The sequence below is a fragment of the uncultured Parasphingorhabdus sp. genome (assembly GCF_963975555.1).
GTDB lineage: Bacteria > Pseudomonadota > Alphaproteobacteria > Sphingomonadales > Sphingomonadaceae > Parasphingorhabdus.
Genome location: NZ_CAXBHH010000002.1, coordinates 331,204 through 347,925 on the forward strand (window position 1 = coordinate 331,204; position 16,722 = coordinate 347,925).

Annotated in this window: 14 protein-coding genes and 1 pseudogene; 8 read left to right on the forward strand and 7 right to left on the reverse strand. The window is 55.2% G+C overall.

Features of this window, described 5'->3' with window-relative positions:
- Positions 1 to 63 precede the first annotated feature (63 nt).
- From AAC060_RS06995 to AAC060_RS07005, 3 genes are all read left to right on the forward strand, one after another.
- Positions 64 to 1,716 carry a DNA repair ATPase gene (locus tag AAC060_RS06995; protein ID WP_339824322.1) on the forward strand — a complete coding sequence of 551 codons (1,653 nt, stop codon included), beginning with the start codon at positions 64 to 66 and terminating at the stop codon, positions 1,714 to 1,716.
- A 409-nt stretch (positions 1,717 to 2,125) separates the two neighbouring features.
- Complete coding sequence (locus tag AAC060_RS07000; protein WP_339824738.1) at positions 2,126 to 2,962, forward strand: HAD-IIB family hydrolase; 837 nt, start codon at positions 2,126 to 2,128, stop codon at positions 2,960 to 2,962.
- 32 nt (positions 2,963 to 2,994) lie between these two features.
- Complete coding sequence (locus AAC060_RS07005) at positions 2,995 to 4,209, forward strand: hypothetical protein (protein ID WP_339824324.1); 1,215 nt, start codon at positions 2,995 to 2,997, stop codon at positions 4,207 to 4,209.
- On the opposite strand, the gene AAC060_RS07010 is transcribed toward AAC060_RS07005, so the two are convergent.
- The gene (locus tag AAC060_RS07010; RefSeq protein ID WP_339824326.1) at positions 4,206 to 5,984 is read right to left on the reverse strand and encodes a sugar phosphorylase; all 1,779 of its coding nucleotides are present in this window, start codon (positions 5,982 to 5,984) and stop codon (positions 4,206 to 4,208) included. The two genes, AAC060_RS07005 and AAC060_RS07010, sit on opposite strands and share 4 nt — an antisense overlap.
- Between AAC060_RS07010 and AAC060_RS07015 the strand changes: the two genes are divergently transcribed.
- Positions 5,949 to 7,322: a glycerate kinase gene (locus AAC060_RS07015; protein WP_339824328.1), complete on the forward strand. Its 1,374-nt coding sequence runs from the start codon at positions 5,949 to 5,951 to the stop codon at positions 7,320 to 7,322. The genes AAC060_RS07010 and AAC060_RS07015 overlap by 36 nt on opposite strands.
- Positions 7,323 to 7,671: 349 nt before the next feature.
- Here the strand turns inward: AAC060_RS07015 and AAC060_RS07020 are convergent, their stop codons facing one another.
- The 5 genes from AAC060_RS07020 to AAC060_RS07040 are packed head-to-tail and all read right to left on the reverse strand — an operon-like array spanning position 7,672 to position 13,205.
- Positions 7,672 to 9,069, reverse strand: coding sequence for an efflux transporter outer membrane subunit (locus AAC060_RS07020; RefSeq protein ID WP_339824330.1), 1,398 nt, complete (start codon positions 9,067 to 9,069; stop codon positions 7,672 to 7,674).
- Between the two features lie 4 nt (positions 9,070 to 9,073).
- Positions 9,074 to 10,225 carry an HlyD family secretion protein gene (locus tag AAC060_RS07025; protein WP_339824332.1) on the reverse strand — a complete coding sequence of 384 codons (1,152 nt, stop codon included), beginning with the start codon at positions 10,223 to 10,225 and terminating at the stop codon, positions 9,074 to 9,076.
- Complete coding sequence (locus AAC060_RS07030) at positions 10,222 to 11,907, reverse strand: MFS transporter (RefSeq protein WP_339824334.1); 1,686 nt, start codon at positions 11,905 to 11,907, stop codon at positions 10,222 to 10,224. The genes AAC060_RS07025 and AAC060_RS07030 overlap by 4 nt, the downstream gene beginning before the upstream one ends.
- A gap of 4 nt (positions 11,908 to 11,911) precedes the next feature.
- The gene (locus AAC060_RS07035) at positions 11,912 to 12,508 is read right to left on the reverse strand and encodes an SDR family oxidoreductase (protein ID WP_339824336.1); all 597 of its coding nucleotides are present in this window, start codon (positions 12,506 to 12,508) and stop codon (positions 11,912 to 11,914) included.
- Between the two features lie 22 nt (positions 12,509 to 12,530).
- Complete coding sequence (locus AAC060_RS07040) at positions 12,531 to 13,205, reverse strand: type 1 glutamine amidotransferase domain-containing protein (RefSeq protein ID WP_339824337.1); 675 nt, start codon at positions 13,203 to 13,205, stop codon at positions 12,531 to 12,533.
- A 220-nt stretch (positions 13,206 to 13,425) separates the two neighbouring features.
- Between AAC060_RS07040 and AAC060_RS07045 the strand changes: the two are divergent.
- The 3 genes and pseudogenes from AAC060_RS07045 to AAC060_RS07055 all read left to right on the forward strand — a co-directional run.
- Positions 13,426 to 13,841, forward strand: a pseudogene (locus AAC060_RS07045) (alpha/beta hydrolase); the annotation flags it as partial.
- Between the two features lie 197 nt (positions 13,842 to 14,038).
- Positions 14,039 to 14,293 carry a hypothetical protein gene (locus tag AAC060_RS07050; RefSeq protein ID WP_339824338.1) on the forward strand — a complete coding sequence of 85 codons (255 nt, stop codon included), beginning with the start codon at positions 14,039 to 14,041 and terminating at the stop codon, positions 14,291 to 14,293.
- Between the two features lie 21 nt (positions 14,294 to 14,314).
- The gene (locus AAC060_RS07055) at positions 14,315 to 14,530 is read left to right on the forward strand and encodes a hypothetical protein (protein ID WP_339824340.1); all 216 of its coding nucleotides are present in this window, start codon (positions 14,315 to 14,317) and stop codon (positions 14,528 to 14,530) included.
- 83 nt (positions 14,531 to 14,613) lie between these two features.
- On the opposite strand, the gene AAC060_RS07060 is transcribed toward AAC060_RS07055, so the two are convergent.
- Positions 14,614 to 15,282 (reverse strand): CerR family C-terminal domain-containing protein, encoded by a 669-nt coding sequence (locus AAC060_RS07060; protein WP_339824342.1) that lies wholly within the window; start codon positions 15,280 to 15,282, stop codon positions 14,614 to 14,616.
- Between the two features lie 83 nt (positions 15,283 to 15,365).
- Between AAC060_RS07060 and AAC060_RS07065 the strand changes: the two genes are divergently transcribed.
- Positions 15,366 to 16,709 (forward strand): oxygenase MpaB family protein, encoded by a 1,344-nt coding sequence (locus AAC060_RS07065; protein WP_339824343.1) that lies wholly within the window; start codon positions 15,366 to 15,368, stop codon positions 16,707 to 16,709.
- Positions 16,710 to 16,722: the final 13 nt, after the last annotated feature.

Consider the following 16,722-nt stretch of genomic DNA (forward strand, 5'->3'; position numbering starts at 1 on the left):
ATAAAATTTTCATTAGGTTATAGTGAGCGTAATATTGACAAGAATCCACCGGGGGCGGGTAGTATGAACAAAAACAAGGCTAACAAGGTTGATCTAAATCCAGTGGTTCTCAAAAGGGGGATGTCGATAGGTTCCGGTAATGCTGAAAGCGATGATGATTTCCTATTTAAATGCTTTGTTGAAAATGCTGCGCTTGTCGAGGCAAAGGATATCAATTCATCAGGAATGATAATTGCTGGGCGCACCGGAGCGGGCAAGACGGCAATACTTCGAAGCATAGCGCAAGAAAATGACTACCATATTGAAATAGATCCATCGTTAATGGCTATGGATTATGTCGCCAATTCAGATGCGCTCCGCTTTGTGTATATGATCGGCGGCGATCTGAATTTGCTTTTTCAAACTCTGTGGAAGCACGTCTTATGCATAGAATTTATTAGACTGCGATACGACGTCAAAACAGCTCAAAAATCGAAAACAATCTTCAACAGTCTCGTTGAAAAATATTTCACAGATGAACGAAAGAAACGGTCGGTAGAATATCTTCGCAAGTGGGAAGGCGAATTTTGGATAACTATGGACGTTAACATTAAAGAAATCACAGAATCAGTCGAAGAGCAATTGTTGGCTGAATTCGGGTCTGAAATATCAAAATTCAAAGCGGGGGGGCAATACGAGCAGCGTTTGAGCAATGGCCAAAAAACGGAACTTGTTGCGAGAACCAAGAAGATAATTAACTCACAACAGCTAGCCGATTTGCACGGTGTTATCGAAATGCTTTCTGAAGAGGTAGGGTCGGTTACGAATTACTACATACTTTTAGACAAACTCGACGAAAATTGGGTTGATGTGGCTGTAAGGTTTAGGATGATCCGCGCCTTAGTCGAAACATTGCGCTCTTTTAGAAAAATACGCAGTTTAAAAGTTTTAGTCGCATTGAGGACTGACGTGTTGGAGCGGGTAGTGCTCGAAACGGCAGAAGTCTCTTTTCAGCGCGAAAAATTTGAAGATTATTTTATAAATATTTTCTGGGACAAAGCTGAGCTTATGTCACTCGTCGAAAAGCGATTAATCGAGCTTTTTAAGCGGCAATACACCAACGAAAGCATCGGCTTTGCCGAAGTTTTTCCTGAAACTGTGTCGCAGCGGAAAACTTTTGATTGGATGTTGGAGCGGACATTGATGCGACCTAGAGATATTATCGCATTTGTTAATGAATGTATTAATGCGGCAAATGGACGGTCGAAGATATTGGTTAGCGATATACATAAAGCCGAAGTTGAATTTGCTAGAAAGCGTAAAGCTGCAATGGAGCAAGAATGGCTAAGTTGTTTTCCAACTCTAAAACATCTTTTGGATTTTATTGGACGGCAACGGAAAATTGCATTCTCTTTAAAAGAGCTTTGTGACGGTGGTCTAGACGATCTTGCTTTAAGCATTTACTCTGAAGGAAAGGTTAGCTTCGACCCCCTCTATAAATCTGCCAAAAATTATGTTGATTCAGGTGAAAACGATAATGGTATGTTCGCTCGTCACTTAGCAACCATCTTATATCGGGTCGGTGCCGTTGGCATCAAAGTGGGAGTTGGAGATAGGCTAATTTATTCTCACATAGATGAGCCGTTAATCTCGCCTGATATACTCGAAAATGAGAGCAAGTTAAGGATTCACTCAATGCTACACGCTGCTTTTAGAATACAAGATAATGGCAAATGAGTGATGTTCGATTGGCAAACTCAACCACTCACGTGAAAGCATTCCAGTTTATAGAATAAGAGCATAAGTAAGAGCGACTGAGTGATAATTTAATATTATCATTATATAACAATAATTTAACCATATGTCATGGAGGACACCCTGTCCGCCAGCCGATGAACATCTTATTTCTATCTGCCCGCCATTTTTCGAAGCCAGTATAGGCTGGTCCAACCGCTCAATGGCATTTGCTGATTTTACAACCAGATTGACCGATCTCGATGGCCGAACCGGAACATCCGGAATAGAGCGTCCGCGGGCATCTTCACCATTCCGCCTGCGCCATTTGCTCGCACCCTCACTGCAACAACGGACTATAACCACATTCCCGTTTTCCATCTACGGTCAAGATGCTATGTCGCTGGCAATCATGCCACAACCATCTATCCATCCTGTTATATTTACCGATCTGGATGGTACCTTGCTGGATCACAAGAGCTATTCAGCACGACCGGCTGATCAGCTTGTCCAGCTGCTATGCGACCGGGATATTGCGGAAGTTGTTCCGATAACCAGCAAGACAATTTGGGAATTGCTCTGGTTGAAGCAAGAAGTTCCCATTCCATTTTCGATTGGCGTGACGGAAAATGGATCGGTCATTCATGGCCCAGAAGACTATTTCCAGAAGGATGGCAAGAGATCGCAGATCCTTACGTTAGGAGTAGAATATCAGGAGATTCTGAGCCAAATTCAAAAGTTGCCCCTACCTATTCGCCGGCACTTAAGCGGGTTTTCGGATATGTCTGTGGCAGAAGTTGGTGAGGCTACCGGACTATCCCTTGACGATGCAAAACGGGCCAAAGATCGCCAGGCAACGGAACCTTTTCTATGGTCCGGTTCAGATCAGGAACTGGCTGCCTTGGAATCTATAGTCGGACAGGCCAATATCCAGCTTCAGCGCGGTGGACGATTTTATCATCTGACCGGCCGCGCCACCAAAGAACAGGCGATGGACTATATCGTCAAGGCGATAGCCAAACGGAAACCCGATTTCGAGATAGTCTCGATCGCTCTCGGGGACGGTCCCAATGATCTTGCTATGATCGAGGCGGCGGACTTTGGCGTGATCATGCCTAATCCCGAGGGCATGACCATAATATCTGCGAAACCTCACGTTCGCACGGCTCCCTTGCCAGGGCCTCAGGGGTGGGTGATCGCTGTGACAGAAATTTTGGCAGAATTGGGTTTAAACCTGCGCCAAAGCTGATTAGGCTCGCCGCTTCATACTGAAGGACATATATGGCTGATTTTCATCAAAACGGTAGCATTTCGACACTTCATAATCTGTCCGGCCGGTCGGTGGAATCGCTGGAAGCCGACTTGATGGGGTTCCGCAAGGCCAATCCCATGGCCCTGGTCTTGCCCAGCCTCTTTTCGGAACTCGAAGGTCCCGCGCTCGAAAATATCGTCGATGAACTGTGCGAAGTGCCTTATCTGGATGATATCATCATCGGACTGGACCGCGCCGACAAGGAGCAGTTCGAATATGCGAAGCAATATTTCTCGCGCCTGCCGCAACGCCATCATATCCTGTGGAACAGCGGCCCCCGGCTGACTGCGCTCGACGCAGAACTGAAGGAGCGCGGCCTGTCACCGGCAGAACCGGGCAAGGGCCGCAACGTCTGGTTCTGCTTCGGCTATTTTCTCTCCGCCACCAACGCCCAGGTGGTGGGGCTGCATGACTGCGACATCTTGACCTACAACCGGGAACTCCTGGCGCGCCTGATGTATCCGGTGGCCAATCCGACATTCCCCTATGTCTTCTCCAAAGGCTATTATGCGCGGACGACGGAGGAAAAGTTCAACGGTCGTGTGGTGCGTCTACTGATCGGGCCCTTGCTGGCGGCGCTGAAAAAAGTCTGCGATCCCAATGACTATATCACCTACCTTAACAGTTTCCGTTACGCGCTTGCCGGAGAGTTTGCGATGGGACGACAAGTCGTCAAGAATATCCGCATTCCCTCGGACTGGGGTCTGGAAGTGGGCGTATTGTCCGAAGTCTGGCGCAACCAGTCGACCCAGTCGATATGCCAGGTCGAAATTGCCGACAATTATGATCACAAGCACCAATCGGTTTCGCATGACAATCCCGAAGGCGGTTTGTCGAAAATGAGCATCGACATCACCAAGTCGCTGTTCCGCAAGCTCGCCACCGACGGGCAGGTCTTTTCCGCCGGCACCTTCCGCACGCTGAAAGCGACCTATTTCCGGATCGCGCTGGATAGGATCGAGACTTTCTACAATGATGCGGTGATGAATGGCCTGACTCTTGATCGGCACGAGGAAGAAACGACGGTCGAACTGTTTGCGCAAAATATCATGACGGCGGGCGAAGTCTTTCTGGAATCACCGAACGAGACGCCCTTCATGGCGAACTGGAACCGGATCAACAGCGCCATTCCGGATTTCACCGACCGGTTCAAGGAAGCGGTCCGGCTGGATAACGAAGACTAGCTCTGGGAAGACTCGGCCGGGTCGGGCGCGACGTTGCTGAACCAGACGGTCCGATAGGGCGACAGGCTGAAATCACCCTCGATATCGGTGATGATATGGCCGGAGATCAGGTCCCACCATTGGTCACCGGCGATCAGATTGATGTCCGCCAGCGACAGCATTTTCTCGTCCTTCGTCACATTGGTAATGGCGAAAATGCTCTGCTTCCGCTCCCGGCTCTGGCGCCAGATGCCGAATAGGCCTTCGGGCAGCGCCAGGGTGAATTGCACCGCATTGGGGTGAAAGGCCTGCTGCTGCTTGCGGGTTTCGACCAGCGAGAGAAAACGGCTAAATACCTGGGCCTCGACGGTTTCCGGATCGGCCAGTTTCGCGGAAATTTCATCATAATCCAGCTGGCGCCGGTTAATCGACCGGTTGTGGCCGGTCCGGTTGACCTCTTCATAGCCGTTTGGCGTTGCCAGCAGGCTGTGAATATAAATCGCCGGGATGCCCTCCAGCGCCAGCATGATCGCCATGGCTGCCATGAAACGATCGATCTGATGCTCGTCCGGCCCGTCCAGCGTTCCCTGCATCGCTTCGAAAAACGAGATGTTCATCTCATAGGGCTTTTCGGTTCCGCCCGGCCCGCGCCGCATCGAAACCCTTCCACCAAAGCCTTGAATGGCGGTCAGCATCTGGTCGACCTCGCCCTGCGGCAAGGCGCCTTCGGTCGGACGCAGCCCGATCCCGTCATGGCTGGCGGTGAAATTGAGATAGGTGCAGCCGGTCAGCGCCGGGGGATTGCTGCGGGTCAACCGTTTCAGATAGAGCGCGTTGCCGGTCAGCAGCGCATGGACCAGCAGCGGCGGCAGCGAGAAATTATAGATGACATGCGCTTCGTTCTGGTTGCCAAAATAGGTCAGATTCTCGTGATTTGGGATATTGGTTTCGGTGATGATGACCAGCGTTTCGGCATGATGGTCCATCAAGGTACGGAGCAGGCGGATAATCTCGTGGGTTTCGTCGAGATTGATCGAGGGCGTGCCGATTTTCTTCCACAGGAAGGCGACCGCATCGAGCCGGAAAATCCGCACGCCATGGTCGATATAGGCGGCGATAATCTTGACAAATTCGATCAGCACTTCGGGATTGGTGAAATCGAAATCGAGCTGGTCCGTGCTGAATGTGCTCCAGACGTAACGTTCTCCCGAAGCTGTGCGGAACGGCGTCAGCAGGGGATGCGCGCGGGGACGCACCACTTGCCCAAGATCGGCTGCGGGATCAGCGGTATAATAATAATCCTTGCCAGGCGCCTCGTCGGACAGAAATTGCTGGAACCAGACAGATTTGCTTGACCCGTGATTGATCACCAGATCGCCCATCAGGCGATAGTCGCCGGCGATCGCTTCGATATCGGACCAGTCGCCCAGATCCTCATCGACCGTGAGATAGTCGATCACCCCGAAACCGTCATCACAGCTATAGGGAAAGAACGGCAGAATATGCACAGCGCCGATCGTCTGGCCGATATGCTGTTTCAAAAAGCGGTGCAATGTCCGCAGCGGGCGCTCGCCCTCTGACCGGATCGTGCCACCGTAAGTGATCATCGCGATATCACTCTCGTCCCACAAATGCTTGTCGGCGATTTGTGATCGCGGGATCATCTTGCTCTTGTCGGGCCAGAACAGATCGACGATGCGCTCCGTCAATATGTCGCAATCATGGTCGGGATAAACTACACCCAGCTGGGCCGTCAGGCGATGCAGAAGATGGTCGATAGTGGCGGAATCATTCATGGCTGCTCTGTCACTCCGAAAATCTTCTTGACCCCGGCGGAACAATCGGGCCCTTATTGTGCAGTGCATCAAACAACAAATCCCGATTCAATAAAAGCTTTTTTAAAGAATCTCTATCTGCAGGCGCTGCAACCCGCGCTGCCCGCCAACGCCATGCGCGATGTCCAATGGCCTGAGGTTTCGGGACGGACCTATCTGCTTTCCATCGGCAAGGCGGCTACGCAGATGGCTACCGCTATTCTGGATCGTCTGCCGGAGAATGTCGATGGCCTGATCGTTACGCGGCATGGCTATGTTCAGCCAGGATTTGCGCCTGACAATTTGCAGATAGTCGAGGCGTCGCATCCGGTCCCCGATTCCGTCGGTGTGGAAGCGGCGCAAACCGCATTGCAGGCGGCAGACGCGCTAGGCGAAGATGATTTATTGTTGGTGCTGATGTCGGGCGGTGCCAGCGCGCTGCTCCCTGCTCCGGCTGCGGGCATATCGCTGGCGGAAAAGCAGGCGGTCACGCGATCTCTGTTGCACAGTGGCGCACCGATTGGCGAAATGAATATGGTTCGCAAACATCTCTCGGCGATCAAGGGCGGACGTCTAGCGGCGAGAGCCTGGCCCGCAGCAACCCATATGATCGCCATTTCCGATATTCCCGGCGACGATATCGCCATGATCGGATCGGGACCAACGGTGGCGGACCGCTCGACCTGTGCCGACACGCTGGCCATTGCGGCAAAATATGACATCGCCCTCCCGCCAGCGATCAAAAGCCAACTATCATCGGGAGCGCTGGAAACACCGAAAGCCGACGATCCCAAGATGCAGCGCGCAACCGCCGGACTCTGCGCGAGGCCGGCCGACATGTGCGCGGCGGCGGCCGAAGCCGTCAGAGTGATGGGCTATGAGCCGATCATGCTTGGCGACGCGCTGGAGGGGGACGCACTGGAACTCGGACGGGATCATGCTGCACAAGCGCTAGCCATCAAGGCGAGCGGCCGCAAGGCAGCCCTGATATCGGGTGGTGAAGCGACCGTGACCTTGCGCAACCGCAATGGTCGCGGTGGCCGATGCACCGCCTATCTGCTCGCCTGTGCTTTGGCGCTTGCAGGCGAGCCGGATATTTGCGGCTTCGCAGCCGATAGCGATGGTATCGACGGGTCGGAAGACAATGCCGGCGCGTTCCTGTGGCCGGACATCATGACAAATATGGGTGGCGCCGATCAGGCCCGCCAGTTTCTGGAAAACGATGACAGCTATCGCGCCTTTGAAAAGGCCGATGCCTTGTTGATGACCGGACCATCCGGCACCAACGTCAATGATCTAAGGCTGTTACTGGTTCACTAACCTTGGCATCCGCTTTCGAAGGGTTGCAGACCGCTCAATTGAAGGTTTATTCGTCAACTGTATTCTCAATTGGAATATTACTTTCACGTCCGAATAAGGCTTGTTACCAACGCGAGGCTGAACTGAAGAGAAACTGGCCTTCCACTGATGCAATTTCTTCTTTGCTTGAATCTGGCTCGCCAAACGTATCTTCACACCATGTCAGTCACTTCGCCCTCAAAATTATGAACTTGGTCTTGCTCGCACCTAACCCCGACCGGATATTTCCAAAATACGTCCGCGCTGCTAATCCACTAGATAGTTGTCTAGAATAGCATGACTTTTTTTAACCAAACCCAACCGCAAGAAGTTAGTTTACAATCGCATCGGTATCCGGTGCGCCACCGACAGCCTGATACAGACCTATCATCGCAGTGATCTGGTCGGCCTCCAGCTGAACCAGAGACAGCTCGACACCGAGCAGGCTACGCTGCGCGTCCACTTGCTCGATATAGGGCGTATAGCCGGCTCGGTAGCGGTTCCGCGCGTGCCGTAATGCATCGGCAACAGCTGCGCGCTGTGCCTCCAGAGCGCGTTGCTGGTCATCGAGGCGAGCTACGACTGCCAAGCGGTCCTCGACCTCCCGAAAGGCGTTTAAAACGGTCGAGCGATAGGCGAAGACGGCCTGATCGCGCCGCGCGGTAGCGGCGTCAAACTGCCCCTGGATCCGACCGGCATTGAAGATCGGTGCGAGCAAGCTGCCGCCGACCGACCATATCGAGATCGGATCCGCCAATAGATCGGAAATGGCTGCACCAGCCGAAGCGCTCAGGCCTAGGGTCGGCATGAAGCGTGCCCGTGCGGCCCGCATTTGCGCGTCGGATGCCGCAAGTTGATATTCTGCCACCGCAATATCGGGGCGCAGGCGCAATAGCTGGGACGGAATAACATCGGGAGCTGCTGGCTGCTGCAAGTCTGCGAGCGCGCCACCGCGGATGATGTCGCCCGGCATCTCGCCGGTCAGCACCGACAGAGCATTTTCCTGCCGCGCGATTTGCGCTTCGATCTGCGGCACGAGTTGCGCGGTCGCCTGATATTCCGCCTGTGCCTGGCGCCATTCGAGCTGGGATGTATAACCCACTTCCGCTCTGTCGCGGGCAAACTTTAGTGCCTGGCCGCGCAGTTTGAGCGTATCGCTCAGGACCTTGCGCCGGGTGTCAAGCGCCAGCAAACTGACATAACTGCTCGCCGTCGCGGCACTAACCGACAGCAACGTGGCTTCCTGGGCAGCTTCACTAGCCGCGACACCCGCTTGCGCTGCATCGATATTTGCGCGATTTTTGCCGAAAAGATCCACTTCATAGGATGCACGGAATGCGGGCTCAGCGACGAATGAATTCTGCCCCTGACCAAATGCCGACACTTCACGTTGCGCACCTCCAACCAGTCCGGCTTCGAGTGTCGGCAATAGCAGAGAGCGTGACACGGCTTCCGTCGCCCGGGCTTCCTCGACCCGTGCAGCGGCCAGACGAATATCAGGATTATTCTCGCGCGCACGCTCGACCAGCGCCACCATCCGGGCGTCACCAAATCTCTGCCACCAACTATGCTCCAGAGCAGCGGTACCCAGTATCTCAGTTCGCCATTCGAGCGCCGGTTGCACGGCGGTCGACGCGGGCAAAGGACTCAGGGTGGGCGCACATCCACCGAGCGCGAGTGCACCAGCCAGCGTAGATGCAAGCAAGGCGAGACGGGATGACAGGATCATCGGATCACTTCCCTTTTTGCGTATGCACTGTGGCGATGACCGACATGCCCGGCCCCAAGCGCTTGACTTGTTCCTGGTCAGGATCGAATTTTATTCGGACTGCAATCCGTTGCGGGACTTTAACGAAATTGCCAGCACCGGTGTCTGGCTTGACCAGACTGAACTCGCTGCCTGCGGCTGGCGCGATGCTTTGCACTGTGCCGGTCAGTTCCGCTCCGCCTAGCGCATCGACCGTCAATGTGGCCCGTTGACCAACAGCCATTTTGGCGGTTTGGGTTTCCTTGAAATTGGCGGTGACCCAAAGATCATCCGGCACGAGATACATCAGCTGGGTGCCACCGGTCACCAACTGGCCCAGACGGGCCGAAATTTCGCTCAGCCGACCGTCGCGGGGTGCCCGGATATTGGTGCGGGACAATTCGATTTCTGCCAGCTCAACCGAGGCGTTTGCCCCCTGCACTTGCGCTTCAAGAGCGCCTCGCCCGACCTGGACCGATCGCACCTGCTCGGCCGCGATGGCGCGTTGCGCTTTCGCCTGCAGGACGCCAGCCTCTGCCTGCTTCAGCGCCGCACGTGCTTGATCCCGCTCGCGGAGAGACACCGAGCCTTCGCCAACCAGTTCTTCAATCCGTCGCATGTCGGCCTGTGCCTTCTGTAAGCCAGCCTGGGCGCTGGCGACCGTGGCGTCTTGCAAGCGCATCTGTGCCTGGCTTGAGCGCAAGCTTTGTTGACTGTTGGCAAAATTGGCGCGCTGGGCCGCGGTATTCGCTTCGCCCTGCTGGAGGCGTTGGCGATAGGGAGCGGGATCGATCCGGGCGAGCAATTGCCCTTTCTTGACGCGCTGAAAATCCTTCACCGGAACTTCGGTTAGATAGCCGGAGACCTGCGGACTGATCACCGTTGTCATGCCACGGACATAGGCGTTGTTGGTCGTTTGATTGCCGCTGTTGAAAGGAGTCAATCCCCAGGCAAAAAGCGCTACCAGAACACCCGCGAATATCACGAATATACCCAACACAAGCTTCTTGCGAGAAATGTTGGGCTTCCAGCCACCTTCGTCATCGGCGCCTGCCTCGGGCACCTCTTCAGGATTGGAAACGTTGTCCATCTCCGTGGTCTCCGCGTCTGGCTTGTCGTTATTCTTCTGCTGATTCAACGCTTGCTCCTGGCGATCATGTTTTCGAGAAAGACGAGTTCTTTACTGAGTGGATTGCGTCCCCGGACGCGATTGATCACCCAAGGCACTAGCACCGCGACAAAGGCGATGGAAGCGAGCGATCCGATCAGGAAGAAGACATCGTTAAACGCCAATACCGCCGCTTCACGGCCGACTTCCTGAGAGATGCGTGCAGCCGCGGCCTGCTGCTGTAGCACCGGATCAGAGATAGTGGCCGCAAAACCTGTCGAAATTTGTCCTATCTCGCTGGCAAGCTGCTGGTTGGTCGCGGTGAGCGTGGCACCGGCGTCGATCAGATGCGTTTTGAGTCTGATTGTGTGGAAGGCCGAGAGCGCAGACACGCCCGCCAAGCCACCGAGGGTTTGGGAAAGGGAAAAGACCGCGATGAAGCTGATCACATAGGCTGGGCCCGCTGCAAGGGCGCGTAACATACCTTCCATCATCACCGGCCCCATGGCGAAAACGGCAGCGAAGCCTATGGCGGCTTGGGTCCAGTAAAGGTCACTGGGACGCGACATGATGCCGGTACGCGTGTCCGCAAAAGCGGCGATCGCGATGACCAATATGGCAAACAGAATAGGGCGGGTCAGATCCCTTGGGTCCAGACGCACGAGCGACAGGATGCTGCCAGCCACGGTTGCTCCGGCCAGCACGAAATAATAGCCGGTCAGTTGTTCGTTACCATAGCCGAGCGCGGAGAACAGGCCGCTCGCGCCAAAGCTTTGTTCGGCGACAAGAACCCGTACTCCAGCACCGGTAATTGCCAGAGACAAGATCGCCCGGCTCGATAGCCAGCTCGTGTTGAGCATGGGGCTTTTCCGGTTCATCTCAATCAGCAGGCAGCCCCCCAGACACAGGATAGCTAGCGCCAGCGCCCATCCAAGCCAGCTGGCATCCCACCACTGAATCCGCCCTTGAATCAGAAAAGCCAACAGTGCCGCAACGCCAACCAGGAACAATGTGATACTCGGCAGATCGAGTTTCTCGAATGTCTTCTTCCTGAACCCGATGGGAAGTCGCAAAAGATAGACCGCACCCAGCGAAATTATTGACAGGCCAAATTGCAGCTGGAAAGCGCGGCTAATATTCCCGTCGACGAGCAAATATGGGGATATGGCCCGGGCTAACGGGAAAGCCGTCTGGACAAGCCCGATACCGAGGATGAGTGCGCCGATCCGTGCCGATGCCGGAAGCCCCTGCATCAGATAATAGATCGACAGCGCGGACAGGCCACCGGCGGCGATCCCGGCCATCGCTCGTGCGGCAATTTCAGGATAATAGCCGAGCTCAAGCACCTGGATGAAATTCGCAGCAACAAGGCCGATCATGGCATATTTGACAAATGGCTGGATGCCGAATTCCTGTCGGACGCGGAATAGCAACATGCTCATGCAGGCATAGGTCGAATAAAAGGCGACGCTGATCCAACCGGCTTGAACCGGGGTTAGCGCCATTTCGCCCTGCAGCGCGGCGGTATTGGCCAGCAGAAAGCCGTTCTGCGCTCCACCGACGAGTCCTAGAAATAGCCCTATTACCAGATAGGCAAGTTTGCGGCGTGCCGGATGATCAGGGTTAGCTGGCGATCCCGGCAAGATCGGCAATTCGTGCTGCTTGAACCTATAGCCTGCACTATCGTCTGTCAGGCCGGGTTGGTCAGGCACCGGCCTAGACAGACTGCATCAACAGGGCCTTGCCGGTCCATTCCCTGTTGTCCACCGCATTTGCCAGCACGGCGGCAACATCGCCTCGCGCCGCCTTCCCCTCGGGGTCGACATCATTGCCGAAACGCATATCGCGGCTGCCGTCGTCGTCAGTGAGGGCGACGGGCCGAACAATGGCATAGCTGAGACCCGAGGCCTTCAGATGCTCGTCTGCTTCGTGCTTCGCTTGCAGATAATGGGCAAGATCGCTTTCCGGATCGGGTTTGTCCGCGCCAGCGCTACTCAGCATGACAAAGCGCGAAACGCCGGCCTCTGCAGCCAAGTCGATCAGCCGTTTGGCACCGTCCCGGTCAACCTTGTCGGTCATTTCAGGGCCAGTGGAACCGCCAGAGCCCGCAGCAAAGATTACGGCGTCACAACCATCGCAGACACCGTCTTGAAGATCGGTCAGGTCGCCCTGTCGTTGCTTCACGTCCGCCGGCAGAGAGCTGGTGTCGGAGGATTCACGGACTAGCGCGATTGGGGAATGGCCGTTGGATTTCAATTGATCGACGAGCCGCAGCCCGGCGTTGCCGGTCGCACCGGCGATAAGAATTTGCATAGGTCGCTCCGTATATTTGGGGTTAAAGAAGGTCAAGCAGCTTGCGTGCAGCTTCTGCCGACGAGGCAGGGTTCTGTCCGGTCACCAGCTTGCCATCGACAACGACGAAAGAATCCCAATCGTCACCCTTGCGATAGTCACCGCCATTTTCTTTCAGCATGTCCTCAACCAGAAAAGGCACGACATCGGTCAATCCAACCCCTTCTTCCTCGGTATTCGTGAATCCGGTCACCTTCTTTCCGGACACCAGCGGCTTACCGTCCGCATTCTTGGTATGCTTGAATATCGCAGGCGCATGGCAGACTGCACCAAAGGGACGGTCGCTGTCGGCAAATGCTTCGATCAACGCCTTGCTGTCATCATCTTCTGCCAGGTCCCAGAGCGGACCGTGCCCACCGGGATAGAATATTGCGTCAAATCCGTCAGCCGAAACGGCAGACAGAACAGCCGTGTTTGCGAGATCGTGTTGCGCTGCTTCGTCAGACTTGAAACGCTTTGTATCGTCAGTTTGTGCATCGTCTGTATCGCTCGACGGATCGAGCGGCGGTTGTCCGCCCTTGGGTGAGGCAAGCGTTACATCTGCGCCGCCATCCTTGAACACATAATATGGGGCGGCAAACTCCTCTAGCCAGAAACCGGTCTTCTTGCCGGTGTCGCCAAGCTGGTCGTGCGATGTGAGGACCATTAGAATTTTCATAAATCTGCCTTATATTTTTTGATTGCTCTTCTGGCAAACAACGCACTTCCTAAGGTTTGGTTGCGTGGTCGAGATCCTATTGATCTGCTCCAGACCCGATGCCGCCGTTTAATCAAACCGGTCGATTCAGAATAGGCCCGTCCGAAAAGGTAAGTTCTTAGCTACGTTGTAATATTTGGAATATGATACCGAACAGATCCTCCGCATAGCACATGCATCCGGCGGTTTGCCAATGGATGTGTTTGATGGTTTCCGCTCGGCGCGGGTGGCCAATCGCGCGCAATTTTATCGCAAGGTGGCCGAAGGGCCCTTCTATGGCTTCAATAGGGACTGCGTGGATTTATAGAGGGCACCGCGGCAAACTGGTGGCGTCAGGTCATGATGGGGGGAGCAAAGGCCCATTATGATTGCATCAAGGCCTTTTCCGAAACCGATTTTACCGAAGACCTGAAGGCGATTTCCGTGCCGAGGCTGGTGATGCACAGCAGGGATGACCAGATCATGTCCTATGATGATAGCGCGCCGCTGGCCGTCGCGCTTCTCCGTCACGGTACGCTCAAAACATATGAAGGTCTGCCGCACGGCATGTGCACGAGGCATCCCGAGATCATCAACCCCGATCTGTTGGCGTTTATCTCGGAAGACGCCACGGCAGGCGAAGCGACCACGGCTGAACCAGGCGCTCTCCTGACCGACGAAGCTAGCTGATTCGGCATGTCGAGGATCTGCGACCATGTTTCGGGTGTCAGAAAGGTGACACCAAGCGCGCTGGGGTGTGAGGACTGTCTGAAGATCGGGCTGTTTACGCCGGTTCGGAGGGTCGGTCGGTACTCGTGCTCGATTGCCGCTCCTTCGGCGGTCAGGCTGGGGCTTCGGCGAGAATCGAGAATTATCTCGGTTTTCCCACCGGCATCTCGGGAATGGTGTTGATGGCCCGGGCCTATAATCAGGCTCAGAAGTTCGAAGTCGAAATGGTGACCCCGGATGAGGCCCTGAAACTGGAATGCAGCGCAAGCCCGCTTCGGCTGAAGCTGGATTCAGAAGAGGTCGTCCAGGCACCGGCTGCGGTCATCGCCACCGGCGCGTGATGTCGAAGCCTCAGTGTCGAGGTGCTTGAACGTTTTGAAGGTAGTTCCGTCGATTATGGGGCTTCGCCACTTGAGGCAGCGCTGGTCGAAAATGAGGAAGTCGCGCTGGTTGGAGGTGGAAACTCTACCGGTCAGGCCGCGGCGGTGGGAGATGGTGCACAGGTGGTTGCTGCCCTGCACGCAATGTTTGCGTCACAGGAACGTGAGCGAAATCTGGTTGAAGCAAATACCAACTGAACGCCCCGCAGTTTCCTCAATACTCAGCTAGACGATTTCCCGACGTCAGAGACGAAGAACTTCGCGGACGGTCAGCCGCTTTGCTATAGTGAATCAATCTGCCCATCAAGCGCCGCGATGACGAGTGCCAGATAGTCGGTTTTCCCCGCTGCACGCGCAATCACTGGGAGCCCCGACAAGAAACCTGTGAGACTGGATATCATGAGAACCGCTCTTATTTGCGCTTCAGTCTCGGAGAGACTTCCGCCGGACACCTGCATGATCAGGTTGGTCACCAGTTCGATACCCGGACGCCAGAGCTCTGCATAAAGAATTTCGAAGGCCGGTCCGGGGCTCGCAATCTCGCGCTGGACGAACAAGGCGGGATTTTGCGCTCCCGGCGTAGAGAGCAGGAAACGGGCCAACTCCGCGGACAGGCGCTTGAGCAAACTACGCGCCTCCTCCACTATCAGCGGCGAGCGCAATGTTGCGTAATATACTTCGGCAACCGGAGCCATACCGTTGCGATAGCTCGCGACGATCGCATGTGCGCAGGCCAGATAAAGGCCGCGCTTGTTTCCAAAATAATAAGTGAGCGCGGGGAGGTTTACTCCCGCTTGCTTCGCTATTTCTCGCGTTGTTACGCCCGAGAAGCCGCTGTTACCGAACGCGGTCAGCGCAACATCAAGAATGCGCGCGCGCGTCTCTTCGCCTTTGGCATAGCCATCCACGGCGGTCCGGACAGGCGAGGCGGAGGATGTGGTTTCGGTCATCAGTAAATGCTCGGTCGAATTGCTTGAAATTATATCAAATGATATATATGAAACTGCAACAAGTCGAGAGAGGAATATAACCGATGACACGCGCGGCACATGAGAGCCTTTGGAACAAAGTGGAGTCGCAGCGGGAGCGCGTGCCCGCCATGTATGGGAACATAGATTTCAGCCTCATACCCGAACGATTTACGACGACGCCGGGCGACCCTACCGCGCTTTCAGGAGAATATGATTCCGCGCGGGTCGCGTTGCTCGCAGACGCAGAGCGCGTCGATTTTATCCGCGCCTATACGATGACCGGTGATGTGGCCGCCGATGCCTATGCCAGCCTGATGCGCGATTATAGCTTTCGCGCCCTGGTCGACATGCTGACCCTGGCCTGCGACCAAGGCGTAGAAAATGTACCCGACGCTCCCCCTGAACTGATCGAATTGATCCGGGAAATGGAAGCTAGTCCCGCGTGGGTCGACATGGAGCTTGTCGAGGAAGGCGCGCGCCTCGACCGGAATTCAGCCGCCAACTTTGGCCCGTTCATCATCCGCGGCGCGTTCATAGCGACCTTCATGAACAAATATGCTGCATTGCCGATGGCGATCACGGGCACGTTAACGACCCAGACGGCTGCCAGACGCGTCAAAGATACCGCGACTTTTTTCACCACCTCGCTGTTGCCAGGCGCGCTGGAACGCTATGGTCCGGGGTTCAAATCCGCCGCAATGGTACGGTTGATGCATTCCATGGTGCGCGCGAACGTGTTGCGCCGTCCCGGCGAATGGGACGTCAGCGTTTACGGCATCCCTATTCCGCAAGTCGATCAGATGCCCGCGGGGCTAATTTCCATCTTTCTTCTATCGTATAAAATGATCGCGGAGGGACGGGAGCAATTCACGGACTCTGAGCGTGCGATGGTAGAACTGGCGCGCTATCGATGTTTCCTGCTTGGTCTTCCCGAAGACCTGCTCGCCGACACACCGCAGGGGATCGTGGATCTTATGAACGCGCGCAGCGGTACTTTGCTCAGCGGATATGATGATGATACATGTGGCGTATTGTTGCGGGCAACCATGGCTGCAGATTTACGGCCGAATGAGTCGCTGCGCGCACGCACCCATGAAACGTTCGAACGTGCTTTCGCGAAGCTGTTTTTCGTCAAGAGCTTCATGGGCAACGACAAGGAGAAAGCCGCGTCGATCGGGGTGAAGCTTACATCCGGGGATATTTGCCTCGCCGCTATAGCGGGTCTGTTTATCTATGCCAGAATGCGCCTCTACGCGCTTGCCGCACATATTCCCGGCCTGCGCGGGATAGCGGATCGCCGCCTGGTCGCCAAGCTTAAGGCCCAGCTGGCTGATTATGGTCATGCAGAGTTTACGACCGACGCGCGGCAATATCGCCCAACTACTACACCGGCGGCTGCGGATTAATCCGCAGCCGAAC

Excerpts from the sequence above, each read along its gene's own strand:
- AAC060_RS07010 (WP_339824326.1), bottom strand. The coding sequence starts at position 5,984 with ATGAATGATTCCGCCACTATCGACCATCTTCTGCATCGCCTGACGGCC.
- AAC060_RS07035 (WP_339824336.1), bottom strand. The coding sequence starts at position 12,508 with ATGCAAATTCTTATCGCCGGTGCGACCGGCAACGCCGGGCTGCGGCTC.
- AAC060_RS07060 (WP_339824342.1), bottom strand. The coding sequence starts at position 15,282 with ATGACCGAAACCACATCCTCCGCCTCGCCTGTCCGGACCGCCGTGGAT.
- AAC060_RS06995 (WP_339824322.1), top strand. The coding sequence starts at position 64 with ATGAACAAAAACAAGGCTAACAAGGTTGATCTAAATCCAGTGGTTCTC.
- AAC060_RS07020 (WP_339824330.1), bottom strand. The coding sequence starts at position 9,069 with ATGATCCTGTCATCCCGTCTCGCCTTGCTTGCATCTACGCTGGCTGGT.
- AAC060_RS07065 (WP_339824343.1), top strand. The coding sequence starts at position 15,366 with ATGACACGCGCGGCACATGAGAGCCTTTGGAACAAAGTGGAGTCGCAG.
- AAC060_RS07005 (WP_339824324.1), top strand. The coding sequence starts at position 2,995 with ATGGCTGATTTTCATCAAAACGGTAGCATTTCGACACTTCATAATCTG.
- AAC060_RS07000 (WP_339824738.1), top strand. The coding sequence starts at position 2,126 with ATGCCACAACCATCTATCCATCCTGTTATATTTACCGATCTGGATGGT.
- AAC060_RS07015 (WP_339824328.1), top strand. The coding sequence starts at position 5,949 with ATGCAGAAGATGGTCGATAGTGGCGGAATCATTCATGGCTGCTCTGTC.
- AAC060_RS07040 (WP_339824337.1), bottom strand. The coding sequence starts at position 13,205 with ATGAAAATTCTAATGGTCCTCACATCGCACGACCAGCTTGGCGACACC.